Annotated in this window: 23 protein-coding genes and 1 pseudogene; 6 read left to right on the forward strand and 18 right to left on the reverse strand. The window is 67.8% G+C overall.

What is annotated here, in order from left to right:
* Positions 1-119: 119 nt before the first annotated feature.
* From GGQ91_RS15970 to GGQ91_RS16000, 7 genes and pseudogenes are all read right to left on the reverse strand, one after another.
* Positions 120-458 carry a c-type cytochrome gene (locus GGQ91_RS15970; protein ID WP_182592373.1) on the reverse strand — a complete coding sequence of 113 codons (339 nt, stop codon included), beginning with the start codon at positions 456-458 and terminating at the stop codon, positions 120-122.
* Between the two features lie 11 nt (positions 459-469).
* Positions 470-1,693: a molybdopterin-dependent oxidoreductase gene (locus GGQ91_RS15975; RefSeq protein ID WP_182592374.1), complete on the reverse strand. Its 1,224-nt coding sequence runs from the start codon at positions 1,691-1,693 to the stop codon at positions 470-472.
* A 190-nt stretch (positions 1,694-1,883) separates the two neighbouring features.
* Entirely contained in the window at positions 1,884-3,008 is a 1,125-nt protein-coding gene (locus GGQ91_RS15980) for an adenylate/guanylate cyclase domain-containing protein (RefSeq protein WP_343066803.1), read from the reverse strand.
* Between the two features lie 122 nt (positions 3,009-3,130).
* Positions 3,131-4,192: a YeiH family protein gene (locus GGQ91_RS15985; RefSeq protein ID WP_403091324.1), complete on the reverse strand. Its 1,062-nt coding sequence runs from the start codon at positions 4,190-4,192 to the stop codon at positions 3,131-3,133.
* Between the two features lie 182 nt (positions 4,193-4,374).
* A complete protein-coding gene (locus tag GGQ91_RS15990) occupies positions 4,375-4,989 on the reverse strand; it encodes a 2,3-bisphosphoglycerate-dependent phosphoglycerate mutase (RefSeq protein ID WP_182592602.1) in 615 nt (204 codons plus the stop codon).
* Between the two features lie 234 nt (positions 4,990-5,223).
* Positions 5,224-5,334: pseudogene (locus tag GGQ91_RS15995) on the reverse strand (DUF4113 domain-containing protein); the annotation flags it as partial.
* 42 nt (positions 5,335-5,376) lie between these two features.
* Complete coding sequence (locus GGQ91_RS16000; protein ID WP_342462038.1) at positions 5,377-5,571, reverse strand: hypothetical protein; 195 nt, start codon at positions 5,569-5,571, stop codon at positions 5,377-5,379.
* Between the two features lie 151 nt (positions 5,572-5,722).
* Between GGQ91_RS16000 and GGQ91_RS16005 the strand changes: the two genes are divergently transcribed.
* Both GGQ91_RS16005 and GGQ91_RS16010 read left to right on the forward strand, forming a co-directional pair.
* A complete protein-coding gene (locus tag GGQ91_RS16005; protein ID WP_182592603.1) occupies positions 5,723-5,968 on the forward strand; it encodes a DUF6894 family protein in 246 nt (81 codons plus the stop codon).
* A 16-nt stretch (positions 5,969-5,984) separates the two neighbouring features.
* Complete coding sequence (locus GGQ91_RS16010) at positions 5,985-6,239, forward strand: hypothetical protein (protein ID WP_182592377.1); 255 nt, start codon at positions 5,985-5,987, stop codon at positions 6,237-6,239.
* A gap of 503 nt (positions 6,240-6,742) precedes the next feature.
* On the opposite strand, the gene GGQ91_RS16015 is transcribed toward GGQ91_RS16010, so the two are convergent.
* Positions 6,743-7,150, reverse strand: coding sequence for a hypothetical protein (locus GGQ91_RS16015; protein WP_343066805.1), 408 nt, complete (start codon positions 7,148-7,150; stop codon positions 6,743-6,745).
* 153 nt (positions 7,151-7,303) lie between these two features.
* Here GGQ91_RS16015 and GGQ91_RS16020 point away from each other — a divergent pair, with 153 nt between their 5' ends.
* The 4 genes from GGQ91_RS16020 to GGQ91_RS16035 all read left to right on the forward strand — a co-directional run bounded on the left by GGQ91_RS16020 (position 7,304) and on the right by GGQ91_RS16035 (position 10,245).
* Positions 7,304-7,483 (forward strand): hypothetical protein, encoded by a 180-nt coding sequence (locus GGQ91_RS16020; protein ID WP_182592378.1) that lies wholly within the window; start codon positions 7,304-7,306, stop codon positions 7,481-7,483.
* A gap of 54 nt (positions 7,484-7,537) precedes the next feature.
* The gene (locus GGQ91_RS16025; protein WP_182592379.1) at positions 7,538-9,013 is read left to right on the forward strand and encodes a HEPN domain-containing protein; all 1,476 of its coding nucleotides are present in this window, start codon (positions 7,538-7,540) and stop codon (positions 9,011-9,013) included.
* Positions 9,014-9,095: 82 nt separating this feature from the next.
* On the forward strand, positions 9,096-9,503 hold the full coding sequence (locus GGQ91_RS16030; protein ID WP_182592380.1) for a hypothetical protein: 408 nt from the start codon (positions 9,096-9,098) through the stop codon (positions 9,501-9,503).
* Positions 9,504-9,546: 43 nt separating this feature from the next.
* On the forward strand, positions 9,547-10,245 hold the full coding sequence (locus GGQ91_RS16035; protein ID WP_182592381.1) for a thermonuclease family protein: 699 nt from the start codon (positions 9,547-9,549) through the stop codon (positions 10,243-10,245).
* A gap of 532 nt (positions 10,246-10,777) precedes the next feature.
* On the opposite strand, the gene GGQ91_RS16040 is transcribed toward GGQ91_RS16035, so the two are convergent.
* The 10 genes from GGQ91_RS16040 to GGQ91_RS16085 all read right to left on the reverse strand — a co-directional run bounded on the left by GGQ91_RS16040 (position 10,778) and on the right by GGQ91_RS16085 (position 17,974).
* A complete protein-coding gene (locus tag GGQ91_RS16040) occupies positions 10,778-11,023 on the reverse strand; it encodes a hypothetical protein (RefSeq protein ID WP_182592382.1) in 246 nt (81 codons plus the stop codon).
* Positions 11,024-11,984: 961 nt separating this feature from the next.
* Complete coding sequence (locus tag GGQ91_RS16045; protein ID WP_043351545.1) at positions 11,985-12,323, reverse strand: hypothetical protein; 339 nt, start codon at positions 12,321-12,323, stop codon at positions 11,985-11,987.
* Positions 12,324-12,417: 94 nt separating this feature from the next.
* Positions 12,418-12,828, reverse strand: coding sequence for a 3TM-type holin (locus tag GGQ91_RS16050; RefSeq protein WP_179698085.1), 411 nt, complete (start codon positions 12,826-12,828; stop codon positions 12,418-12,420).
* Positions 12,829-12,830: 2 nt separating this feature from the next.
* Positions 12,831-13,496 (reverse strand): glycoside hydrolase family 19 protein, encoded by a 666-nt coding sequence (locus GGQ91_RS16055; RefSeq protein WP_182592383.1) that lies wholly within the window; start codon positions 13,494-13,496, stop codon positions 12,831-12,833.
* Positions 13,497-13,551: 55 nt separating this feature from the next.
* Positions 13,552-14,295, reverse strand: coding sequence for a hypothetical protein (locus tag GGQ91_RS16060; protein WP_182592384.1), 744 nt, complete (start codon positions 14,293-14,295; stop codon positions 13,552-13,554).
* A gap of 7 nt (positions 14,296-14,302) precedes the next feature.
* On the reverse strand, positions 14,303-14,566 hold the full coding sequence (locus GGQ91_RS16065; RefSeq protein ID WP_182592385.1) for a hypothetical protein: 264 nt from the start codon (positions 14,564-14,566) through the stop codon (positions 14,303-14,305).
* A 4-nt stretch (positions 14,567-14,570) separates the two neighbouring features.
* Positions 14,571-14,921, reverse strand: a complete 351-nt coding sequence (locus GGQ91_RS16070) for a hypothetical protein (protein WP_182592386.1) — start codon at positions 14,919-14,921, stop codon at positions 14,571-14,573.
* Entirely contained in the window at positions 14,918-15,139 is a 222-nt protein-coding gene (locus tag GGQ91_RS16075; RefSeq protein ID WP_182592387.1) for a hypothetical protein, read from the reverse strand. The genes GGQ91_RS16070 and GGQ91_RS16075 overlap by 4 nt, the downstream gene beginning before the upstream one ends.
* A gap of 39 nt (positions 15,140-15,178) precedes the next feature.
* Positions 15,179-17,275 carry a proline dehydrogenase family protein gene (locus tag GGQ91_RS16080; RefSeq protein ID WP_182592388.1) on the reverse strand — a complete coding sequence of 699 codons (2,097 nt, stop codon included), beginning with the start codon at positions 17,273-17,275 and terminating at the stop codon, positions 15,179-15,181.
* Positions 17,276-17,299: 24 nt separating this feature from the next.
* Positions 17,300-17,974, reverse strand: coding sequence for a hypothetical protein (locus GGQ91_RS16085; RefSeq protein ID WP_182592389.1), 675 nt, complete (start codon positions 17,972-17,974; stop codon positions 17,300-17,302).
* Between the last annotated feature and the right edge of the window lie 5 nt (positions 17,975-17,979).

Here is a 17,979-nt window from a genome sequence, read left to right on the forward strand (position 1 = left end):
AAATCGGATTGCGTCGTGCGGGACCGGTCCGGCCATGCATCGCCTCAAGGAGATGCCAGCGAGGGCGGTCTATTCCCCGAGGCCGGCGAAAAAACGCGTCGGCCTCGGGATTCGGGAGTTCAGGGGGTCGGCTTCAACGCCGTGAGGTAGTCGACGATGGTCTGCCTGTCGGCCTGATCGACCGGCGCCTTGTAGACGTGGACCATCTTGTTCACGGTCTCGGTCCACTGCGCCTTCGTGAGCTTGGGCTGGGTCAACACCATCCCGGCCGAGTGGCAGGCGAGGCAGTTGTTGTTGACCGCCTCGGCCCCGGGCCCGTCGGGGAAGATCCGGTCGGAGGTCGGCATCTCGATCGATTGCGAGGTGAAGCGCATCGGCTCGGGAGCCGGGGCGGCGAGCGCCACCAGGGGAGACAGTATGAGCGCGACGCTGAGGGCCGCAGAGCGGATCGGGGTCATGGCTGTTCTCCTCAAGCGGCCTGGAAGGACACGGTCTCGATACCGTTCTGCATGAAGCCGGCCCCGTTCCAGACCCGGTCCGTGGGCTGCGCGACGCCGTTGGTGTTGGTGCAGCGGACCTTCACCGTGTGTGTGCCGGCGGCCAACGCCGGCAGGCTGCCCTCGAAGCGGCGGAAGCTGTAGGGGCCCTCGTCCGCGCCGAGCTGTGCTGGAAACCACGTCGCCCCGCCGTCGCCGGAGAAGTCGACCGTCTTCACCCCGCAATCGCCGCCGAAGGCGATGCCGCGCAACGCCACCGGCGCGCCGGCCGTCACCTTGGCGCCGTCCTGCAGGTTGGTGACGAACGAGCGCGGTACCATCTTGTTGATCGGCACCGTCTTGAAGCCGGTCTGGCCGGGCTTGATGTTGGCGCCCGGAACGTCCGGGATACGGTAGGCGGTCTTCATCCAGTACTGGTCGTCGGGCTTGTCCAGCACCTCGATGTCCGACAGCATCTTGACCCAGTAGGTCGAGTACCAGCCCGGAACCACGAGGCGGAGCGGGAAGCCGTTGAGCAAAGGCAACTGTTCGCCGTTCATCGCGTAGGCGATCATCACCTCACCATCGTTGGCGTGGTCGAGATCGAGCGACTTCTTGAAGTCGGGCGCGTCGTCCACGACCGGCTCATCGAGGCCGCTGAAGCGCACCTGCACGGCACCGGCCTTCACCCCGGCCTTTTCGAGCACGTCCTTGAGGCGCACCCCGGTCCAGCGGGCGTTGCCCATCGAGCCGTTCGCCCATTGCGCGCCGGGAACCCGCGGCTCGAACAGCCCGCGGGAGTTGCCCGAGCATTGGTTGACCGCGGCGAGCTCGAAGCGCGGCAGGCCAGCGATGGCATCGAGGGAGAGCGAGAGCTCCTTCTCGACATGACCGTGGACCTTGAGACGGAAGGTGCCGGCATCAACCTCGGTTGGGATCGAGGCCCAGTGCCAGCGCACGTAGAAGCGGTCGTTGGGGGTGAACACGCCCTCGTCGAACACCGAAAACGGCGTCTCCAGCAGCGGCGGATGAGTGCGTTGCAGGATCATCTCGCCCTTGCCCGGAAAGGCGGTGGTCAGCGCCCGCTCATCCGGGCCGCCGGGCAGTGGAAGCCTCACAGTGCCCCTGGCCCAGGCCGGCAGCGCGGCGCCGAGGCTGCCGAGCCCGAGTCCACCCAACACGAGGCGGCGGTTCGTCGGTCTGTCCAGTCCGGGCATGGTCTCTCCCCTTGAAGAATGTCAGCGTCGATGCGTTCGCGGGCACCAAGCCTGTCGCGGTACCTCGCGACCAGGGAGATGCTACGGGATGCGAATCATTCCCACCAACGGTCTTTCGTGATGCGAACGATCTCTCGAAGTGATGATTTGGGAATTTTCGATCTCCGCCTCAGTGGTGTTGGATGCTGTTTCAACGTCTGGCCGCCGGCGCTTCGACAGGCGCGGTCCTGCGATGCCCGAACAGGGCGTGACGTTCGGCGAAACCGCGTGGGGCGACGGTGCCAAGCGGTTCGAGGGAATGCGCGAGGCCGTCGAGGAAGGTGTCGGTGGCGATGAGCGCCGCATCATATGTCTTGCACAGGCGCTCGACGCGGGCGAGCACATTCAGATCGCGGCCGATCGCCGTGAAATCGACTCGGTCGCCGCCGCCGATATTGCCGTAGGCGACTTCCCCGACATGAAGTGCAACACCGACCTCGAAGGCCGGTCTTAGGCCGTCGTGCAAGGTCGCGAGCGCATCGAGTGCAGCCTCGGCGGCACGCAGGGCGGCACGGCGCGCCTCGGCCTCGTCGCGATCGGCATCGAACACGGCCAGTAGCCCGTCGCCGATATACTTCAGCACCTCGCCGCCTTCCGCCTCGACGGCTGGCACAATGACATCGAACATCCGGTTGAGGGCGGCCACGACACGGTCGGGGCTCTGCCGGTCGGACAGTTCGCCGAACCCACGCAGGTCGGTCAGCATCATCGCGGCCCGCATGAGGCGTACGTCGCCGCGCCGCACTGTGCCGGCCAGGATTTGCCGCGCCGGGTCGCGCCCGACATAGGCGCTCAGGACCGCGCCAAGCATGTCGTCGAGCGCCTTGATTTCGAACAGCAGCGAGAACGGCTCGACCAGCGCTAGCAACGTCTCGATCTCGATCGGCGTGAAGCCGCCCGGTCTCGCCGTGGCCCAGGAGGCGGCACCCATTCGTCCACGCGCGGCGCGCAGCGGAGCGATGAGGTAGTCGGTCAGACCCTCGTTGCGAAGCTCGCCGAGCACGGGAAACGGCAGCGGCCCATCCCCGTCGAGACGGCATCGGAATGGGGTCCGCGTCTCGACCACGTGTTCGACGGTGTTGCCGTGGAAGGTCGGCGTTGTCTCGATTCCATGGCGGCGACGCAGGGCTAGGCTCGACGTTCCTGGATGCCAGACGCGCATCACCCACCGGAACGACGGATGCAGGGTCGGCGCGTGGGTGGTGGCGCGGGCCAGCGGCAGGCCGAGCTCCGAGAGGCACGCACTGAACCCATCGAGAAGGGCTGCCGCGTCCACCGCTTCGCGACCCGGCCCTATCAACCATCCCGTCGCCTGCGCGACTGCCTCGGATGAAGATTGGGACGAACGTGTCACGGCAATTCTTCCATCAAGGGGTCGGATCGATGCCATAGCGCGGATCAGACGAGGCCGAGCACATGGATCAGGCCGAGGCTGACGGCGCCGAGGGCAAGGAGCGAGGCGACCACAGCGAGGGTCACCCGCGCCCCGGCCTTGGCGACGCTGCGCACGTCGACCCCGAGGCCGAGTGCCGCCATCGAGACTACGGTCAGCACGTTGGCGGTCTCCGACATCGGCGCGAGCGCGACTTGCGGGATCAGCCCGGCCGAGCGGAGTCCCGCGAGCGCCAGGAAGGCGAGGATGAACCACGGCACCAGACGCTGGATCGCGAGGCCGCCGCGGGCCGGGCGGTCGCCGGCGGTGACGCCGGGGGCGGCCTCGTCGGTCTCCTCGCGCAGCCGGCTCGCACCGAGCGAGAGCATCAGAACGACCGGCCCGAGCATCAGCACCCGGACGAGCTTCACCAGGGTTCCGACCTGGACGCTGAGCGCCGCGACCGGCGCGGTCGCCGCGAGAACCTGGGGCACGGCGTAGACGGTGAGGCCGGCGAGCACCCCGTACTGCATCGGCGACAGGCCGAGCAGCGGTACCAGCAGCGGCAGGCCGAGCACCACCAGCACGCCCAGCACCGCGGTGAAGGCGATGGAGGCGGCGACGTCCTCGCCGTCGGCGCCGATCACCGGGGCGGTGGCGGCGATCGCCGAGTTGCCGCAGATCGAGTTGCCGCAGGCGACGAGGATCGCCATGCGCGAATGCAGTCCGAGCGCCCGGCCGATGCCGTAGCTCGACAGGATCGCGACCACGACGACGCCCGCGATGCCGAAGAGCAGGCCCGGGCCGGCGGCGAGGATCGTCGCGAGGCTGAGCGACGCGCCTAGCATTACGACCGCGATCTCCAGCACGGTCTTGGCCCCGAAGGCGATGCCGGGAAAGAAACGCTGCGACGGGGTCCAGGCGGTGCGGATCGCGCTCCCGAGGAGGATCGCCAGCACCAGGGCTTCGAGCCAAGCGCGACCGAACAGGTGCGTCTCGACGGCTTCGAAGCCGACCGCTGCGGCGGTAACTGCCACGCAGAGGCTCAGTCCCGGAAGGATGGCTCTCGTGCCGGCCAGGGCACGCATCGATCGAGGGTGGGAGACAAGTCTGGGGGCGGACATGGGTGGCTCCGATGTGATGCCGGAGAATCCCACTTCCCTTTCATTCACTCCAACGGAATGATTAGATAATTCCCATCACTTAATTAGATTAAATGGGGATTTTTTGAAGCGTGAGGCGACCCATTCTTGGGGGCCTACAGGCGGATTCAACCGTCGATCCAGCGGGCCTCGATCGTCGTATCCGCAGCAAACTCATAGATCCTGACGGAGCCCGTCGCGAGTTCGAGTTGCTCGACCTCCGCCGGGCTGAGGTCGTCGAGCGCCATAACGAGCGCCCGCAGGCAATTACCGTGGGCGACGACGAGCACGTCCCCGCCCATGACCGCCGGTAGGATGGATCGGAGGTAGCATGGCACGATGCGGGCGACGGTATCGCGCAGGCTCTCACCGTTCGGCGGCGCCTCGCCGTAGGAGCGCCGCCAGGTCTCGATCCGCTCCGCCCCCCAGCGCGCATCGGCGGCGGTCTTGTCGAGCCCGCTGAGGTCGCCGTAGTCTCGCTCGTCGAGCGCGGCGAAGCGTTGAGGGATTAATCCAGGTTGCCCGAGCGTATCGAGGATAAGCCGGCCGCTCACGACGGCCCGCGTCAGCGTCGAGGTGAAGGCATCGGAAAAGCGCCAGCTGCGCTCGGCCAAACGCCGCCCGGCTGCCACGGCTTCTATCCGACCCTGCTCGGTCAAGGGCGAGTCCAGCAATCCCGTGAACAGACCGGATCGGTTGGCTACGCTCTGGCCATGCCGGACCAGCACGAGACGTCGCGTGATTGGGGCTTTGCGATCGTGAATCACTCTGTCTCCCAAGGCAACGCACTTTCGCGCCGGTTGCATCGCCTCTGATGAAAACGGCATCCGGCTTTTACGAACTTCGACCCTGAGATGGGTTGGACCGTCCATCCGGAGACGGCGATTCATCCTAGGTCCGCTTTAGAACGTCTTGCGACTGAAAGCAGTCAAGCTGCTTCCCACCCAAAGCAGTCTCTTGCCCACCGCGGTGACGCTTCAAGCCTGGGCCACCGGCAGCTCCGCCACCTGCGTCGTGTAGCGCGGCGTGCGCATCTCGAACTTGGTGTTCCAGTCGCGCCGGCTCACCAGCCCCGCGCGCGTCGGGACTCCCGACCAGCAGCGCGTCGATCGGGTGGACCGGCACGGGGCTCAGGCCGTCCCGGCGCGGCATCGTGCGTATCCGCGGGAGATCAGCCGGCCCTGGGCGAGCACGCGCGCTTCGGCGTCTTGCAGGTCGGTGAGCGCATCCTCCACCGCCCGAACGAGGGCGGCCCAGGCATCGCCGGAGGCGGCCCGGTGATAGGCCAGGGCGATCACCTCGGCCTCGGACAGACGGATCTCCACAGGCGGTTCGTGCCGTTGGGCATGCATCCGGATCACAACCTCGACTAGAACACATCGGGAACAAAGCCCGATGGTGCGGCGTGGTTCAATGGCCGTGTCGGATCCCGCGGAGATCGCAGTGGGCATGTGTGGAGAGGTCGGGAAAACGCCAATGCCGCGGAGGCTTTATCGCTTCCACTGCCTGGGAGGCGGTGATGCCGTGTTCGACCTGCAGGGGCGGTGGCTGTCGAGCATCCGCGAGATCCGGCAGCACGCGGACCGGGTGGCGCTGGGCTTGATGGACGGGGTCGGCTGCGAGGACTGGACCGTGTGGTCGGTGGACGTGCGCGATGCCGCAGGCCGGCCCGTGCTGTTCCGCGCGTTCACTGCGGTACGGGTCGGCGGCACGTCGGCGTAAGGGCGGGAGCCGCACCATGGCGATGACGACCAGCTTCGTGGTGCAGCCGTTCGAGATCCACCGCAAGCGCCTCCGCCCGGCCCGCCAGGAGCCGGCGCAGACGGAGAGCGGCGCGCTGAAGAAGGCCGAGACCCTGGCCAGGCTGATGCCGGGTCCGGCGGCGCTGAAGGTTGTGGCCGACGACGAGACCGGCGAGTTGGAGGGCGTCACGATCCCCGGCCAGTGGGGCGAGGTGCCGGACGACTTCGCCGAGAGCCTGCAGGGCGGCTGACAGTCCACGCAACGACGAGAGCAGGCCGCCCGACGTCGGCGCGGTCAGCGTCTCCCGGCGCGAGTCACCAGCTTGGAGACCGCGAGCGCGGCGGCCGACGCCTGGGCGTCGGACGGGAAGGTCCGGTCTATTTCTTCGTGGCCAAGGCGCGTGCCATCTCTGTCAGCAACCGACGATCTACGGGGTGATTGAGCGCCCGCCAGAGCCGGAGGAGTTCACGGGTTTCTTTCTCATCGATGAGCGACACGGGCTGGTTGTCAAAGTCGCTCATAGATCGCTTAAGGACATCTGCGATCGCCTGAAGGGCGTGGCGGCGAGCAGCCGCTGATTTTTCATCATCTTTGATAGGCACGTTTGGCCAGCGAGATGAGAACCAGGCGCGTGACTATCCTGACGACGCCTCAGTGAGCGTAGCCAGCGATCCTTCGAGCCGGAATATAGCCTTTGGGCTTAGTAATTGCATACCGGTATAGACAGCTTCAAGCTGGCAGGCTGAGCACAAATCATCCTTTATTCGCGAACTCCCAGACCGGCGGCCCCCAGGTCTGTCCGGGCTTCGTCCGGTAACCGGAGAAGCGGTCGAACACGATCCGGTTGGGCTCGACGCCTACGACCTTGCTGTCGTTGACCATCAACGCGCCGGCATACTCGACCCGCAGGAAGCCGTGTTCGGGATGGACGCCGAAAAGCTGCGCGGCCGTCCAGCCCAGCCGGTGCGCCTCGGCGCCATGCTGATCGATGAAGGCCAGCGCGTTCGCCCGCATCGCCGCCCATCGCGCCGGCGTCAGATACCGACAAGGCGAGGCGTGCTCGGACAGGCGCTCGATCTGGTCGCGCCAGGAGGCGACAGCGGGGGGGAAGTCTGACATGCCGGCGGGGTAGGCGCCAAGCGTTAATGAGGCGTCACTCACGAACCCGCCGGCGTCATCTTCATCGACGAGAACCGCGACGGGCCCGGGGTGCGGCTACGGAAGGGGGCGTCCGATGCAACCTAGAGCCTCTCGGCTACTGACGTAGGCGAACCGCGCCCTAGGTCTCTCGCCCATAGGTTGAGAGGAGCGCCGATGTCCGAGAACTCCAGCCACGTCCAGGGCTTCCGTGAGACCAAGGCGGCGAAGGCTGCCGAGAGGTATGACCGAGCGAACGAAGTCTGGGCGGAAGTTGAGGCGGATCGTCGGGCTATCGACGAGCGGACAGCACGGCTGCGAGCGATGCGGTTGGCGCGCGAACGCGTTGTGTCCTGATCTACTCACCGATCAGGGCTGTTTTTTAATTATTTTTGGTCGGAACGATGCATCATGTTGGATGCCGAAAAGATAAACAGGTTTAGAAATGAAATGGATCCTATCGCAGCTTTCTGGAGAATTGGAGATCAACAAGCATATGGTAGCTTAGTTTGGAGAAATGGTGAGCCGCAGCTTATCTTAGTAATCGAGCTGGACGAGCAGCCGCGTCCTGGCTTTGGCGAGCCCGATCACCCATTGTTTGTACTTACTCGACCTCCACTACAAGCATCAATTGTTGGTATTATCCCTCAATATGGAACAGTATTTCTAAAGCGTTGCGCGCGCTATAACTGGCGCAATTTACATAATTTAGTTGCCGGACGGGAATTGTTCGAACTCTCATTCCAGCCTACTGAAATATGGATGGGGGCCGAATTCGAAGACACGGCCGAAAACATCATCAGCATTGGCCTTCAAGATACAAGATTAGCTGGTTTTTTTGGCAATCCAGGCTTAACTACTCTTTCTCCCCACGACCCTAATGCAGAAGAGGCTTTCCGAGTTCTTGGAAGTCCAGAGTCTATTTGGACATTTTGCGGCCCTGCGGCATTAAACCTGAGTCTCGGAGAGACAGGCTTTTCATTCGCTTTGAGGACTCAGGCGCTTAGAGGGTGGGCGGCGACCACCGGTGCAACGATAAATTCACTCATTTCAATTGATCTTTATACCGAAAAGGCGGTTATTCCCCAGATCACTCTGGATATCTCTTGGAAGATCGAGCAGATAATATCTGTTCTCTCTTTGGAACCATTCACTTTCGAGTATGTATTTTTGCATTTTTCTGAGCGATCATCCGTTGGCCTAGTCTGGCGATACGGCGAAGATCGGTCAATTTTCAAGCCGCCAATGCAGCATCAACTTCTTGTCGATCTGGCAAATGTAGAAAATCTAGCGCTGATATTGGATCGATGGTTCCGGGCCACCGAAGTGGAGCAACTGTCTAGATGGATTTTTGTCCGAGCGTTGCATGAAACATCTGATGGATTGGCTCGGTTTGTATCGGTTTCACAGGCTCTCGAAGTCCTTGGAAGGGAATTTGGCGCAGCTGAAAAAATGCCGAAATCAATGATAAAATTAGCGGTTGCCAAAATTAGGGCAGCTCTTTCATCGGATTTCGAAAAAACATTCATTGATCGAGTTGCTGGTCTAGTGGGTTCAAGTAATAAAACATCCTATAGGGATGTGCTCACCCATATGATTACGCAGGCGGCTCAAAGGCATTTCCCGGAGATAGTGACGCAAATTCCGGAGTTTGCCAAAACTGCATCGGAAACACGGAATGCTGTCGTTCATATGAGCAGCGATGACAAAGCGAAATTGCAAGCTGCTTTTGACAGGGTTAATAAATATAGTTTGAAATTATGCTTTTGGTACGCGGTAGTAGAGATGCATTATATTGGCATAGAAATGCCAAATATAAGACAATTTCTGTTCAATAATCGAAATGCGCGCCATGGACTTCCGAATGAAGTGCTCGAGCGGCATTGATTAATCGTTCCGGGATGAGAAAAGACGCGGCTTACATCCTTGAACGGGTTGCCGCGATCAGCAGCTCAGCTATTCTGTACACATGCGCACGCTCCTCGCCGCCCTCGCTCTCGTCATCGCGGCGGAGGAGGCGCAGGCCGCGAGCAAGGTCACTAGGACCGTAAGCGAGCTGCTGGCCGCGCCGAAAGGGCTTCGAGGCGAAACGGTCATCGTCCATGGGATCCGATGCGTTGACTCCGCACCGGGCGGTTTCATCTGCGAGGCTACGGTCGGCGGCCAGAAGCTCCGGCTGGACGCTTCCGGGCTCGGCGGCGGGACAACGGAAGCGATCGCTGAGAAACTGATCGGCCCGTGCAACGGGATCGCAACACTGGCCAAGCCGACCTGCACGTTCGATGTGACGTTCGTCCCGACCGGCTCGGGCTTCGAGGACGGCGTGACGATCATCAACACGCCCGAGATCGATATGAGCGTCCCGCCGCGTCAGTGAAGCCTCTGGTTGCCGGCGCCAGCAGCGCCTCTATCCTGGCGGGATGCGCACAGCCCTCGCCGCCCTCATCCTGCTCACTGGCCCGGTGCTGGCCGCAGAGCCGATCGTCGGCCGAGCCTCCGTTACGGACGGCGACACCGTGGTGATCCGCGGGACCCGCATTCGCCTGCACGGCATCGACGCGCCGGAGAGTGCGCAGCTCTGCCAGGACGCGGCCGGCAAGTCCTACCGCTGCGGGCAGGTCGCGGCGCTCGCGCTGGCTGACCGGATCGGCGAGGCCAACATCTCGTGCGAGCCGCGCGACACCGACCGGTACGGCCGCACCGTCGCCGTTTGCCGGAAGGGCGACGAGGACCTGAACGCCTGGATGGTGAGCCAGGGCTACGCCACGGCCTACCAGCGCTACTCCCGCGACTACGTCGGGGACGAGACCACTGCGCGGGCGCTAAGGCGCGGGCTCTGGGCCGGCACGTTTGATCCGCCGTCGGATTGGAGGCGTGCCAAGCGCGCTGGCGGCGTCGAGACCCGGCCGGAGATGGAGAAGCCGCCTGCCCCCGCTCCGGCGCCCACACAGGCCGCCTGCGCCATCAAGGGCAACATCTCGCGCAAGGGCGACAAGATCTACCACCTGCCCGGGACACGGGACTACGACCGGACCGTCATCACCACGAACTCCGGCGAGCGCATGTTCTGCAGCGAGGACGAGGCGAAGGCGGCGGGCTGGCGGGCGCCGCAAGGCTGAGCGGATGGGCGGCGAGGATCTCCAGCGCCCTATGCTGCGCGGTTGTGATTGACCGAAGCTCAACTATCCTGACGCGAGGTGCGCGGTGGTCGCCTCCGGGAGGTGCACTCTGCACGACGCAGGACGATCATGATTGCCTTGCTCATCAGATTGTTCACGGCGGCGCTCATGATCAGCGCGAGCACTGTAGCTGACGCAAAACGTGGGCGAACTCGTCGAGCGGCTCCTCAAGCGAAGATTGAAGCCCACCAATTCAGATATCCTCTTACGTCGACAACGGTCCTGCGGCCACCAAGTGACGGTATCATCCACTGGAATACGCCGAATAAGGACGGCAATCTCGGCGGACCAGGGACGGGCGGCGGCGGAGGCGGTGGAGGCTGATCAATCCACGGTGGTTCTGCCCGCTCGGCCCCGCCCCGATCTGCTCACGTTGCGGTAGGCAGCTGGCGTTTGCCGGCCCTACCTAAGCGGCGCATCGTACCGGGAAGCGCACAGCCCTCGACGCCGCACGGATGTGTTGCCGCGTCCATCAGCCATTCAGAGGTACGAAGAAGCAGATCACCCGCCCGCGGTACTGGCAGAGGTGGTAGCTCGCATCCTTGCTCGGTCGCGCCAGAGCCTCAGGGATAAAATAGCCGTGCGATCGGAAACCGCCGGGCACGATCTCCGCATCGTCGACCGGCGCGCAGTCCTCGTTTGAGCAGCACTCCTCAGGATACCAGGAGTGCGCGAGGTGGTTGAATGAGAGGGTGGTGAGGAGCGTCAGGACCAGCATGGGGCCTCGCATCTCCACGGGGTTATGTGGATGGCGATCTCGCCTGCAAGACTTGTGACGCTTTCATCTGGTCACCATCCGACCACGCCATCTGATGTTCCGGGCTCTGCGCAGTCAACTGCCCGATCCGCTCACGGGGCGGGGGAGCGTCCGATCTCACCAGCGTGTGAGCTTAGCCGATACGCAACTTGGCTCGCGGGCAGGATGGCGAGCGGCTCATCGAAGCCGCGCGTGAGGTTAGGGCCGGCGAGGATGAAGCCGACTTCGACGCCGCGGTGAAGCGGATCGCGAAGCCGAAGAAGGCTGAGGGCTAGGACGAGTTAGGCTTAGGATCGCTCGGCTTAACGGTATCGAGCAGCCTGCGGGCCTCCTCAATGAGCCTTCGAGTGCGGGCTACCTCAGCCCTGACCTCTTGAGCCTGCCGCCAGCCTTCGCGGGCAAGAGCGCGACTACGGGCGACGTTCGGGTCTTCCGACCGCTTCGGTGGCATGCACTAAGCCGTGGCGATGGTAGCCCCCCGCTTAGGCCAACAAACTGCACACGGTTATGTTCGCAGGAGGCGAAGGCTCTCAGGACGTAAGTGCGAACGGTATAATCGCCAACGAAAAAGCCCGCGCTGGAGAACCAGGCGGGCTTAGTTGGGTCTCGGGAGGAGCATCGAGATTACGCCAACGAGGATCTTCCGCCTTAACACCCGGCAAAGTTCGTCGCGATCGCACGAAAAAGCCTGCGCCGGCGGACCGGGCGGGCCTTCCCAGATCCAAGCCTCAGGGGATGTGGGGCCGAATCTACGCGTATCGTACCGGGGCGGCGGGCACGAAAAAGCCCCGCGCGGCGGTGCCGGCGGGCACGAAAAAACCGCCGCGGCCGGAGCCGGGCGGTTCGAGGTGATCGCGCTGGGGGAATGCCGAGACCCGGCCTAAACGCGGGATCGCGGCGCGGTGTCAGTCGCCGATCCAGCTCACCGCCCCGCCAGCCCGATCTTCGCCAGCACGATCCCCCCGAAGGCCAGCAGCGCCGCCGAGGCCAGCCCCCAGCCGATCTTGCGCAGATCCCGCACCTGCCCGGCGACCTCGGCCAGCCCCTTGGCGGCCTCGGCCTTCGCCCCGTCCACCGCCTTGTCGATCCGCCGCTCGATCTCGTCGCGCGCCACGAAGTGCTCGATGTCCCGCCGGTAGGCCACGCCCTCAAGCTTCTCGTCCATCCGGTCGAGCTTGCCCCCGAGCGCATCCATCTGCCGGCCGGTGGCCTCGACGCGCTCGATCAGGCGCCCGATCCATTCGGGCAGATGGTCGGCCATGGGTCCGGTCCTTCGCTCGCCACGGCCCGGCCGCGCCGTCCGGGCCCGGGGCGGTGTCTCGTCCGTCATCGGGGCGCACCCGCGGTTCCGGTGTTCACCCCTTCGGCCCGAGCACCTGCGGCACGATCTTGTCGACCGAGCGGGCCAGCATGTAGGCGCCGATCCCTACGGTGAGCAGCGACCACAGCTCCGCCGGCACGCCCTTGAGCGCCGCCACCACCTCGACCTGCAGGCCGAGCATCGGCGCCACTACGCCCACCCAGGTGATCATCGCCAGCGCCCAGAGCACGGTGATCGGCCGGGCGTTGCGGGCGAGCGGGCTCTCGGACCCCGCATCGGCCTTCATCACCTCGGCCATGGCCCGGCCGAGATCGTCCTGCTGCTCGATCAGGGCCTTCTGCAGCTCCAGCTGGACCTGGAGCCGCTGGCCCTCGTCGGGCAGCACCTTCTGGAGGATCGGACCGAGCGCGCCGAGCAGCGCCGGCAGGAGGGCGAGGAACCCCATGGTCAGGCCCCCTTCTGCATGTTGCGGCGGACGGCCTCGCGCAGGCGCGGCCACCAGGCGGTCGTTGGCGGGGCCGGGGCGGCCGGCGGCGCCGCGGCGGCGCACGCCGCCCGGAGGCAGGCGAGGAAGACGGCGTGATAGCCCGCGATCCGCGCGCCGTTCCGCGCGCCGTCGCCGTTGACGATGGCCCGCGCACCCTCCGGATCGTCGGTGCCGCCGTCGAAGTAGCGCGCGAGGGTATGGCCGGGGCGGAACAGGCCGTCGCGCGCGCCGACGATCAGGATCGCCGCGCTCGTCTCCGGCACGAGCGCCAGGTCCGGATCGCCGACGAGGTCGAGGCCGAGCCGCCGGCCGAACCGCCGGTAATTGTCGAGCCAGGTGAGCTGGCTGGCGCCGCGGCCGTAATAGACCCGGCCGTCCACCGGCACGCCGTAGGGATGCCCGCGCCCGAGACCGGCCTCGCGGATCGACAGGTTCAGCCGGCATTCGTGCCAGGCGGTGGCCAGGGTGTAGGCGACGTGGCGGAGATCGCCGGGCCAGCCCAGGCGCTCCCAGGCGTCGAGGAGGCCGGTCAGCCCGTCGACCTCGGTCTGCGCGAGGGTGGCGCCGAGCAACCCCGTCGCGCGCAGCCGCGCGAAGAAGGTCGCCCGCACGAGGGGAGCGGTCATGTCGGCCTCACGGGGGTCCGGGTGGAGAGGGAGCGGCGCCGAATCGGCACCGCGGCTACGTCAGGGCGAGGCTGACGCCCGCCTTGTTCGCGGCCTTGAGGGCGGTGGCGTCGGTGCGGCCCTGCGCCCCGGAGAAGCCGACCGCGATGCCGGCGCCGAAGGACAGGCCGAGAGCGCCGAAGGGCACGACGAGCGTGCCGCCGGGGGGCACCATCGCCTCCCAGGCCGCCGCATCCGTGCCCAGGCTCGGCGGCGCGGCGGTGTCGAACAGCTTCACCCAGATTGGGGCCGTGTCGCCGTTCCAGGCCGTGAGCGTGAGCACGCGGCCGGGGGCGCCCTTGACGAGCTGGCCGGCGGCCGCCGCGGACGCGGCGTAGACGGTGCGGGCGATCGCCCCGCCCTCGCCCGGGGCCTGCGCCACCAGCGCCACCGGGATCGGCGTGCCGGCCGCGACGCCCTGGACCGAGACCACGTCGGGGCTCGCGCGTCCGGCGGTGCCGAACGCCGGCTGCCGGGCCGCGATCGCCGCCCCCGCCGGCAGGACGGCGGTGCCGTCGTCGTAGAGGACGAGCAGCGTGTCCGACGCCGCCATCTCGGTGGTGTCGACCGCCAGCGTCAGCACGGAGCCGTCGAGGGCGGTGTAGCCGCAGCCCGGCTTGCCGGCGGCGTAGAGGAGCGCCGACCGGCTGAGGTCGATCACGGCGAGCAACGCCCGCACGTCGAAGCCGGCCACGCCCGAGAAGTCGAGGGTGCGCTGCGCGGGCGCGAAGGCGACGCCGCCGAACAGGGGTCTCTTCATCGGGGCCTCAACCGAACAGGAGCGCGTCGACGAAGGCCTGCGCGTCCGCCGCGCGCAGGGTCTCGCCGGCGCTGGCGTCGAGCGCGTCCGACAGCAGGCGCAGCGTGTTGCGGCTTCCGTCGACCCCGTCGCGGATCGCGGCGAGCGCCTCGGTCACGGTGCCGGTCGAGAACGGCAGAACCACCTCGACCGTGTAGGGGATCACCGACTCGATCACCCGCCCGGCGAAGCGCTGGGCGAGGTCGGCTTCCCGGATCGTCTCCACGGTCATCGGCTCAGTCCAGCAGTTCGAGGGTGCCGAGCAGGACGGTGCGGCCGGTGCCGTCGCCCTCCCGGATCCGCACGACCACCGGCATCGCGGCCCGTGGGGCGGCGCCGGCGAGGTCGGCTTGGCTCAGCGGGAACCGCAGGACGCCGTCGGCATCCGTCGCGAGGCCGCCGCCGGCCTCCGTGGTCAGCGCGCGCGGGCGGCCGGGCAGGCCGACGCTCCAGGCGATCACCTGCCCACCCGCGGGCAGCGGGACGATCTGCCCGGACGCGACGTCGAGGCCCCGCAGGATCAGGCCGAGCGGCGCGGCGTCGGCCCGCGCCATCCGCCACGCATAGGTGAGCGGCGCCGGGCTCACGGGGCGCTCTCGGCCGGGACCGCGGTGGCGTCGGCCCGGTCGGGGGCCGACGGCTTCGCGGCGGCGAGCTCGGCCTCCAGGGCGTCGATCCGCGCCTGCGCCTCGGCGAGCAGCCGGTCGCGCCGCTCCAGGGCGCAGGCGAGGGCGAAGTTCTGCGCGGTCAGGGTCCCGAGATGCAGCGCGACGTGCTGCTCGGCCGTCTCGATCAGCTGGGCCATGGCGAATCTCCGGTTCGGCGCGGCGGGGGTGTCGGGGGCTCAGTTCGGGACGCGCAGGGCCCGGTAGCCGGCGCCGGCGCTGTCGGGGGCGCCGTAGGTGACCGGCCGGGCGCCGCTGCCGTCGGCGTTGACCTTGAACAGGCCGGCGGCGGCCTGGAGCGCGACCGACCCGGCCGTGTCGACGACGTTGACGCCGCTGCCCCGGTGGGGCGACAGCACGAGGTCGCCCAGGGGACTGAGCTGGATCAGGCCCGCGCGGCCCGCGCCGCCCGGGCCGATCGCCCGGAGGTTGATCGGCTGGGACCCGGCATTCGGGGTCCTGGCGGTCGCGCCGATGTCCAGGGCGACCTGGGCGGCGCCGTCGTTGGTGACGAGCACGGTCTTCCAGGGGATCCCCCGGTTGATGCCGATCTGATCGACCTCGATCACGGTGCAGATCGCCAGGCCGTTGGTGTCGCTGTCGCCGATGAAGTACAGGCCGCGCACTGGCACGTTGACGTCCGACCCGTCCTTCTGCCTCCGGATGTTGAAGTCCAGTTCGATCCCGTAGGCGATCACGTTGGTGAAGCCCCACGGATCGACGTGGTGCGCGCAGTTCGACACCAGGGTGTTCGCGCCCCAGATCGACGCGGCGCCCGGTGGCTGACCGTTCGCGCCGGCGAAGGCCCCGCCGAACAGGCCGACGCCGCCCTGGCTGCTCGACGACGTGCGTGCGTATCCGGCGACGCCGACGCTGTGATTGCCGGCGTCGCTCGCCGCGGGCACCTCCACCGCCCCGACGACGGCCTCGGTGACCCCGTAAAGGTTCGAGCCGAACTGCGCGTCCGCGGGGTAGTCGTTCACGGCGACCCGGAAGGTGTCGTGGAGGCGCCGGTAGCCCGACCAGGCCGGCCCGGGATCCGCGACCGAGGGCTGGCCGCCCAGGGCGAGGTCGAGGGGCCGGACGGACGCCCAGTAGGCGCCGTCCCGGGAGCGGAAGCCCTGTCCCGCGGGCGGCGGCGTGGCGACGCGCAGGTAATCGCCGCCCCGGCCGTCTCCCGCCTGCATGCGCCCGCGCAGGGCCAGGGTCGTGACCTGGGCGGGGATCGTCGCCGCGGCGGCGTCGCCCCGGCTGGCGAAGGTGAGGCAGAGCGGGGTCTGCACGGCGCTCTCCAGGGCGGCCACGCGGACGGCGAGGTGGCCGCTCTCCAGCGCGGTGAGGCGCGCCAGGGCGTCGGCCGCGAGCGGCGCGAACACGCTCGCGTTCGACACGTCGTCGAGCTGCAGCACCTCGATGTCGGTGACCGGATCCGGGCCGAACACGCGGACGAACGGCCGGGCGTACCGGGCCGCGCGGGGGGCGACGACCAGCGTGCCGGCGCCCGCCTGCCGCCCCAGGGTGGTCTGCCGCTCGACGCGGCCGGACGCGACCGTCGTCCCCTTCAGATCGGCCACGGCCGTGAACGACGATCCCGCGCCGTCCGGCAGCCGGTTGCCCGCCTGGTCGAACCACGCGATCCCCAGCCGGATCGCGTCGTTGGCCGGATCCGCCGCGTCGGCCCGGCGCTGCACCACCCACCGGGCGCGGTAGACGCGGCCGGGCTCGATCGCGACCCGCCTGCGCGTGGCGACGAGGCCGGGCCCGGTCAGGCGCGCCACCGCGCCGTTGTCCCCGAACGCGCGCAGCGTCGCCGGCAAGGCCGGCAGGGCCGAGCCGTCGCCCTGAAGCTCCGCCACGGTCGCCGCGAAGGCGAAGGCCCATCCGGCCTCCCCGACGCGCGCGGTGTCGGCGACGCCGTCGGCGCGGTAGCGCTCGATCAGCGCGCCCAGGGCCGTGTCGCTCGCGGCCCGGGCCCGGCCCTCGGCGACGACCGCCGCCGTCCGGTCCTGCTGCTCCCGGGCGATGGCGTCGCCCCGCGCCCGTCCCTCGGCGACGACGGCGGCCTGGCGAAGCTGGCCCTCAGCCGCCATTGCCGCCGCCACGGCCGCCGCGATGGCGCCGTCGCGGGCGCGTCCCTCGGCGGCGAGGCCGGCGACGCGCGCCGCCTGCTCGTCCGCGAGGGCCGCGACCAGGCCGTCGAGGAGGTCGAACGCGTCGCCGATGCGCGCGACGTTGGCGGCCGGCGTCGCGCCGAGCGAGGGCTTCGGAAGAGCCATGCCGGTCCCGGAGTGCTGAGGGGGTCAGAAGGCTTCGACGAGGTCGAGGGTCACGGTCCCGTACCGGGACAGCTGCAGGTCCAGGGCGCCGGTATCGTCGCTCGCGAACCGCATCGTGCCGACCGGGGCGCCGAACGCGATCGGCGTGCCGGCGGGCAGGTCCGCGCGCAGCCACGGCCGGATCGCCACCCCGACGCCGCCGGGGATCGCCAGGCCGGTCGCCGGATCGGCCGGGTCGGCGGTGGTCAGGCCGACGATGACGTGCAGGCGGCCGCCGATCGAGAAGATCATCCCGGGCGCCAGGAGGCCGCCCCGGTCGCGCCGGATCGCGATGGCGGCGGCGTTCGCGGCCGCGTCCAGCATCAGGCTGAAGGCCAGCGGCGGCTGTGCGAGGCCGGGGGTCCGGTCGGTGACCGCGCCGCCCACCACCGGCTCGATCGGCCAGGGCGCCCGCGGCCGCTCGTAGGGGCCGACGGACCAGAGCTGGGAGCGGCCGAGGGCCACGACCCGGCGCAGGGCGCGAATCCGGTCGTTGCCGAAGGCCGGGATCGTCAGCGCCGCCTTCCACCGGGCGGTGGGCGAGGCGACGAGCACCTCGTTGCCCTCGAAGCTCTGGCCGCCGGATCGGGTGCCGCCGCGCAGGGACCAGTCCTCGGCGGACGGCACCAGGATGTTGGGCCACGGCAGGGGCGCCGCCATGCCGG

The sequence above is a fragment of the Methylobacterium fujisawaense genome, assembly GCF_014138435.1.
Classification (GTDB): Bacteria; Pseudomonadota; Alphaproteobacteria; order Rhizobiales; family Beijerinckiaceae; genus Methylobacterium; species Methylobacterium fujisawaense.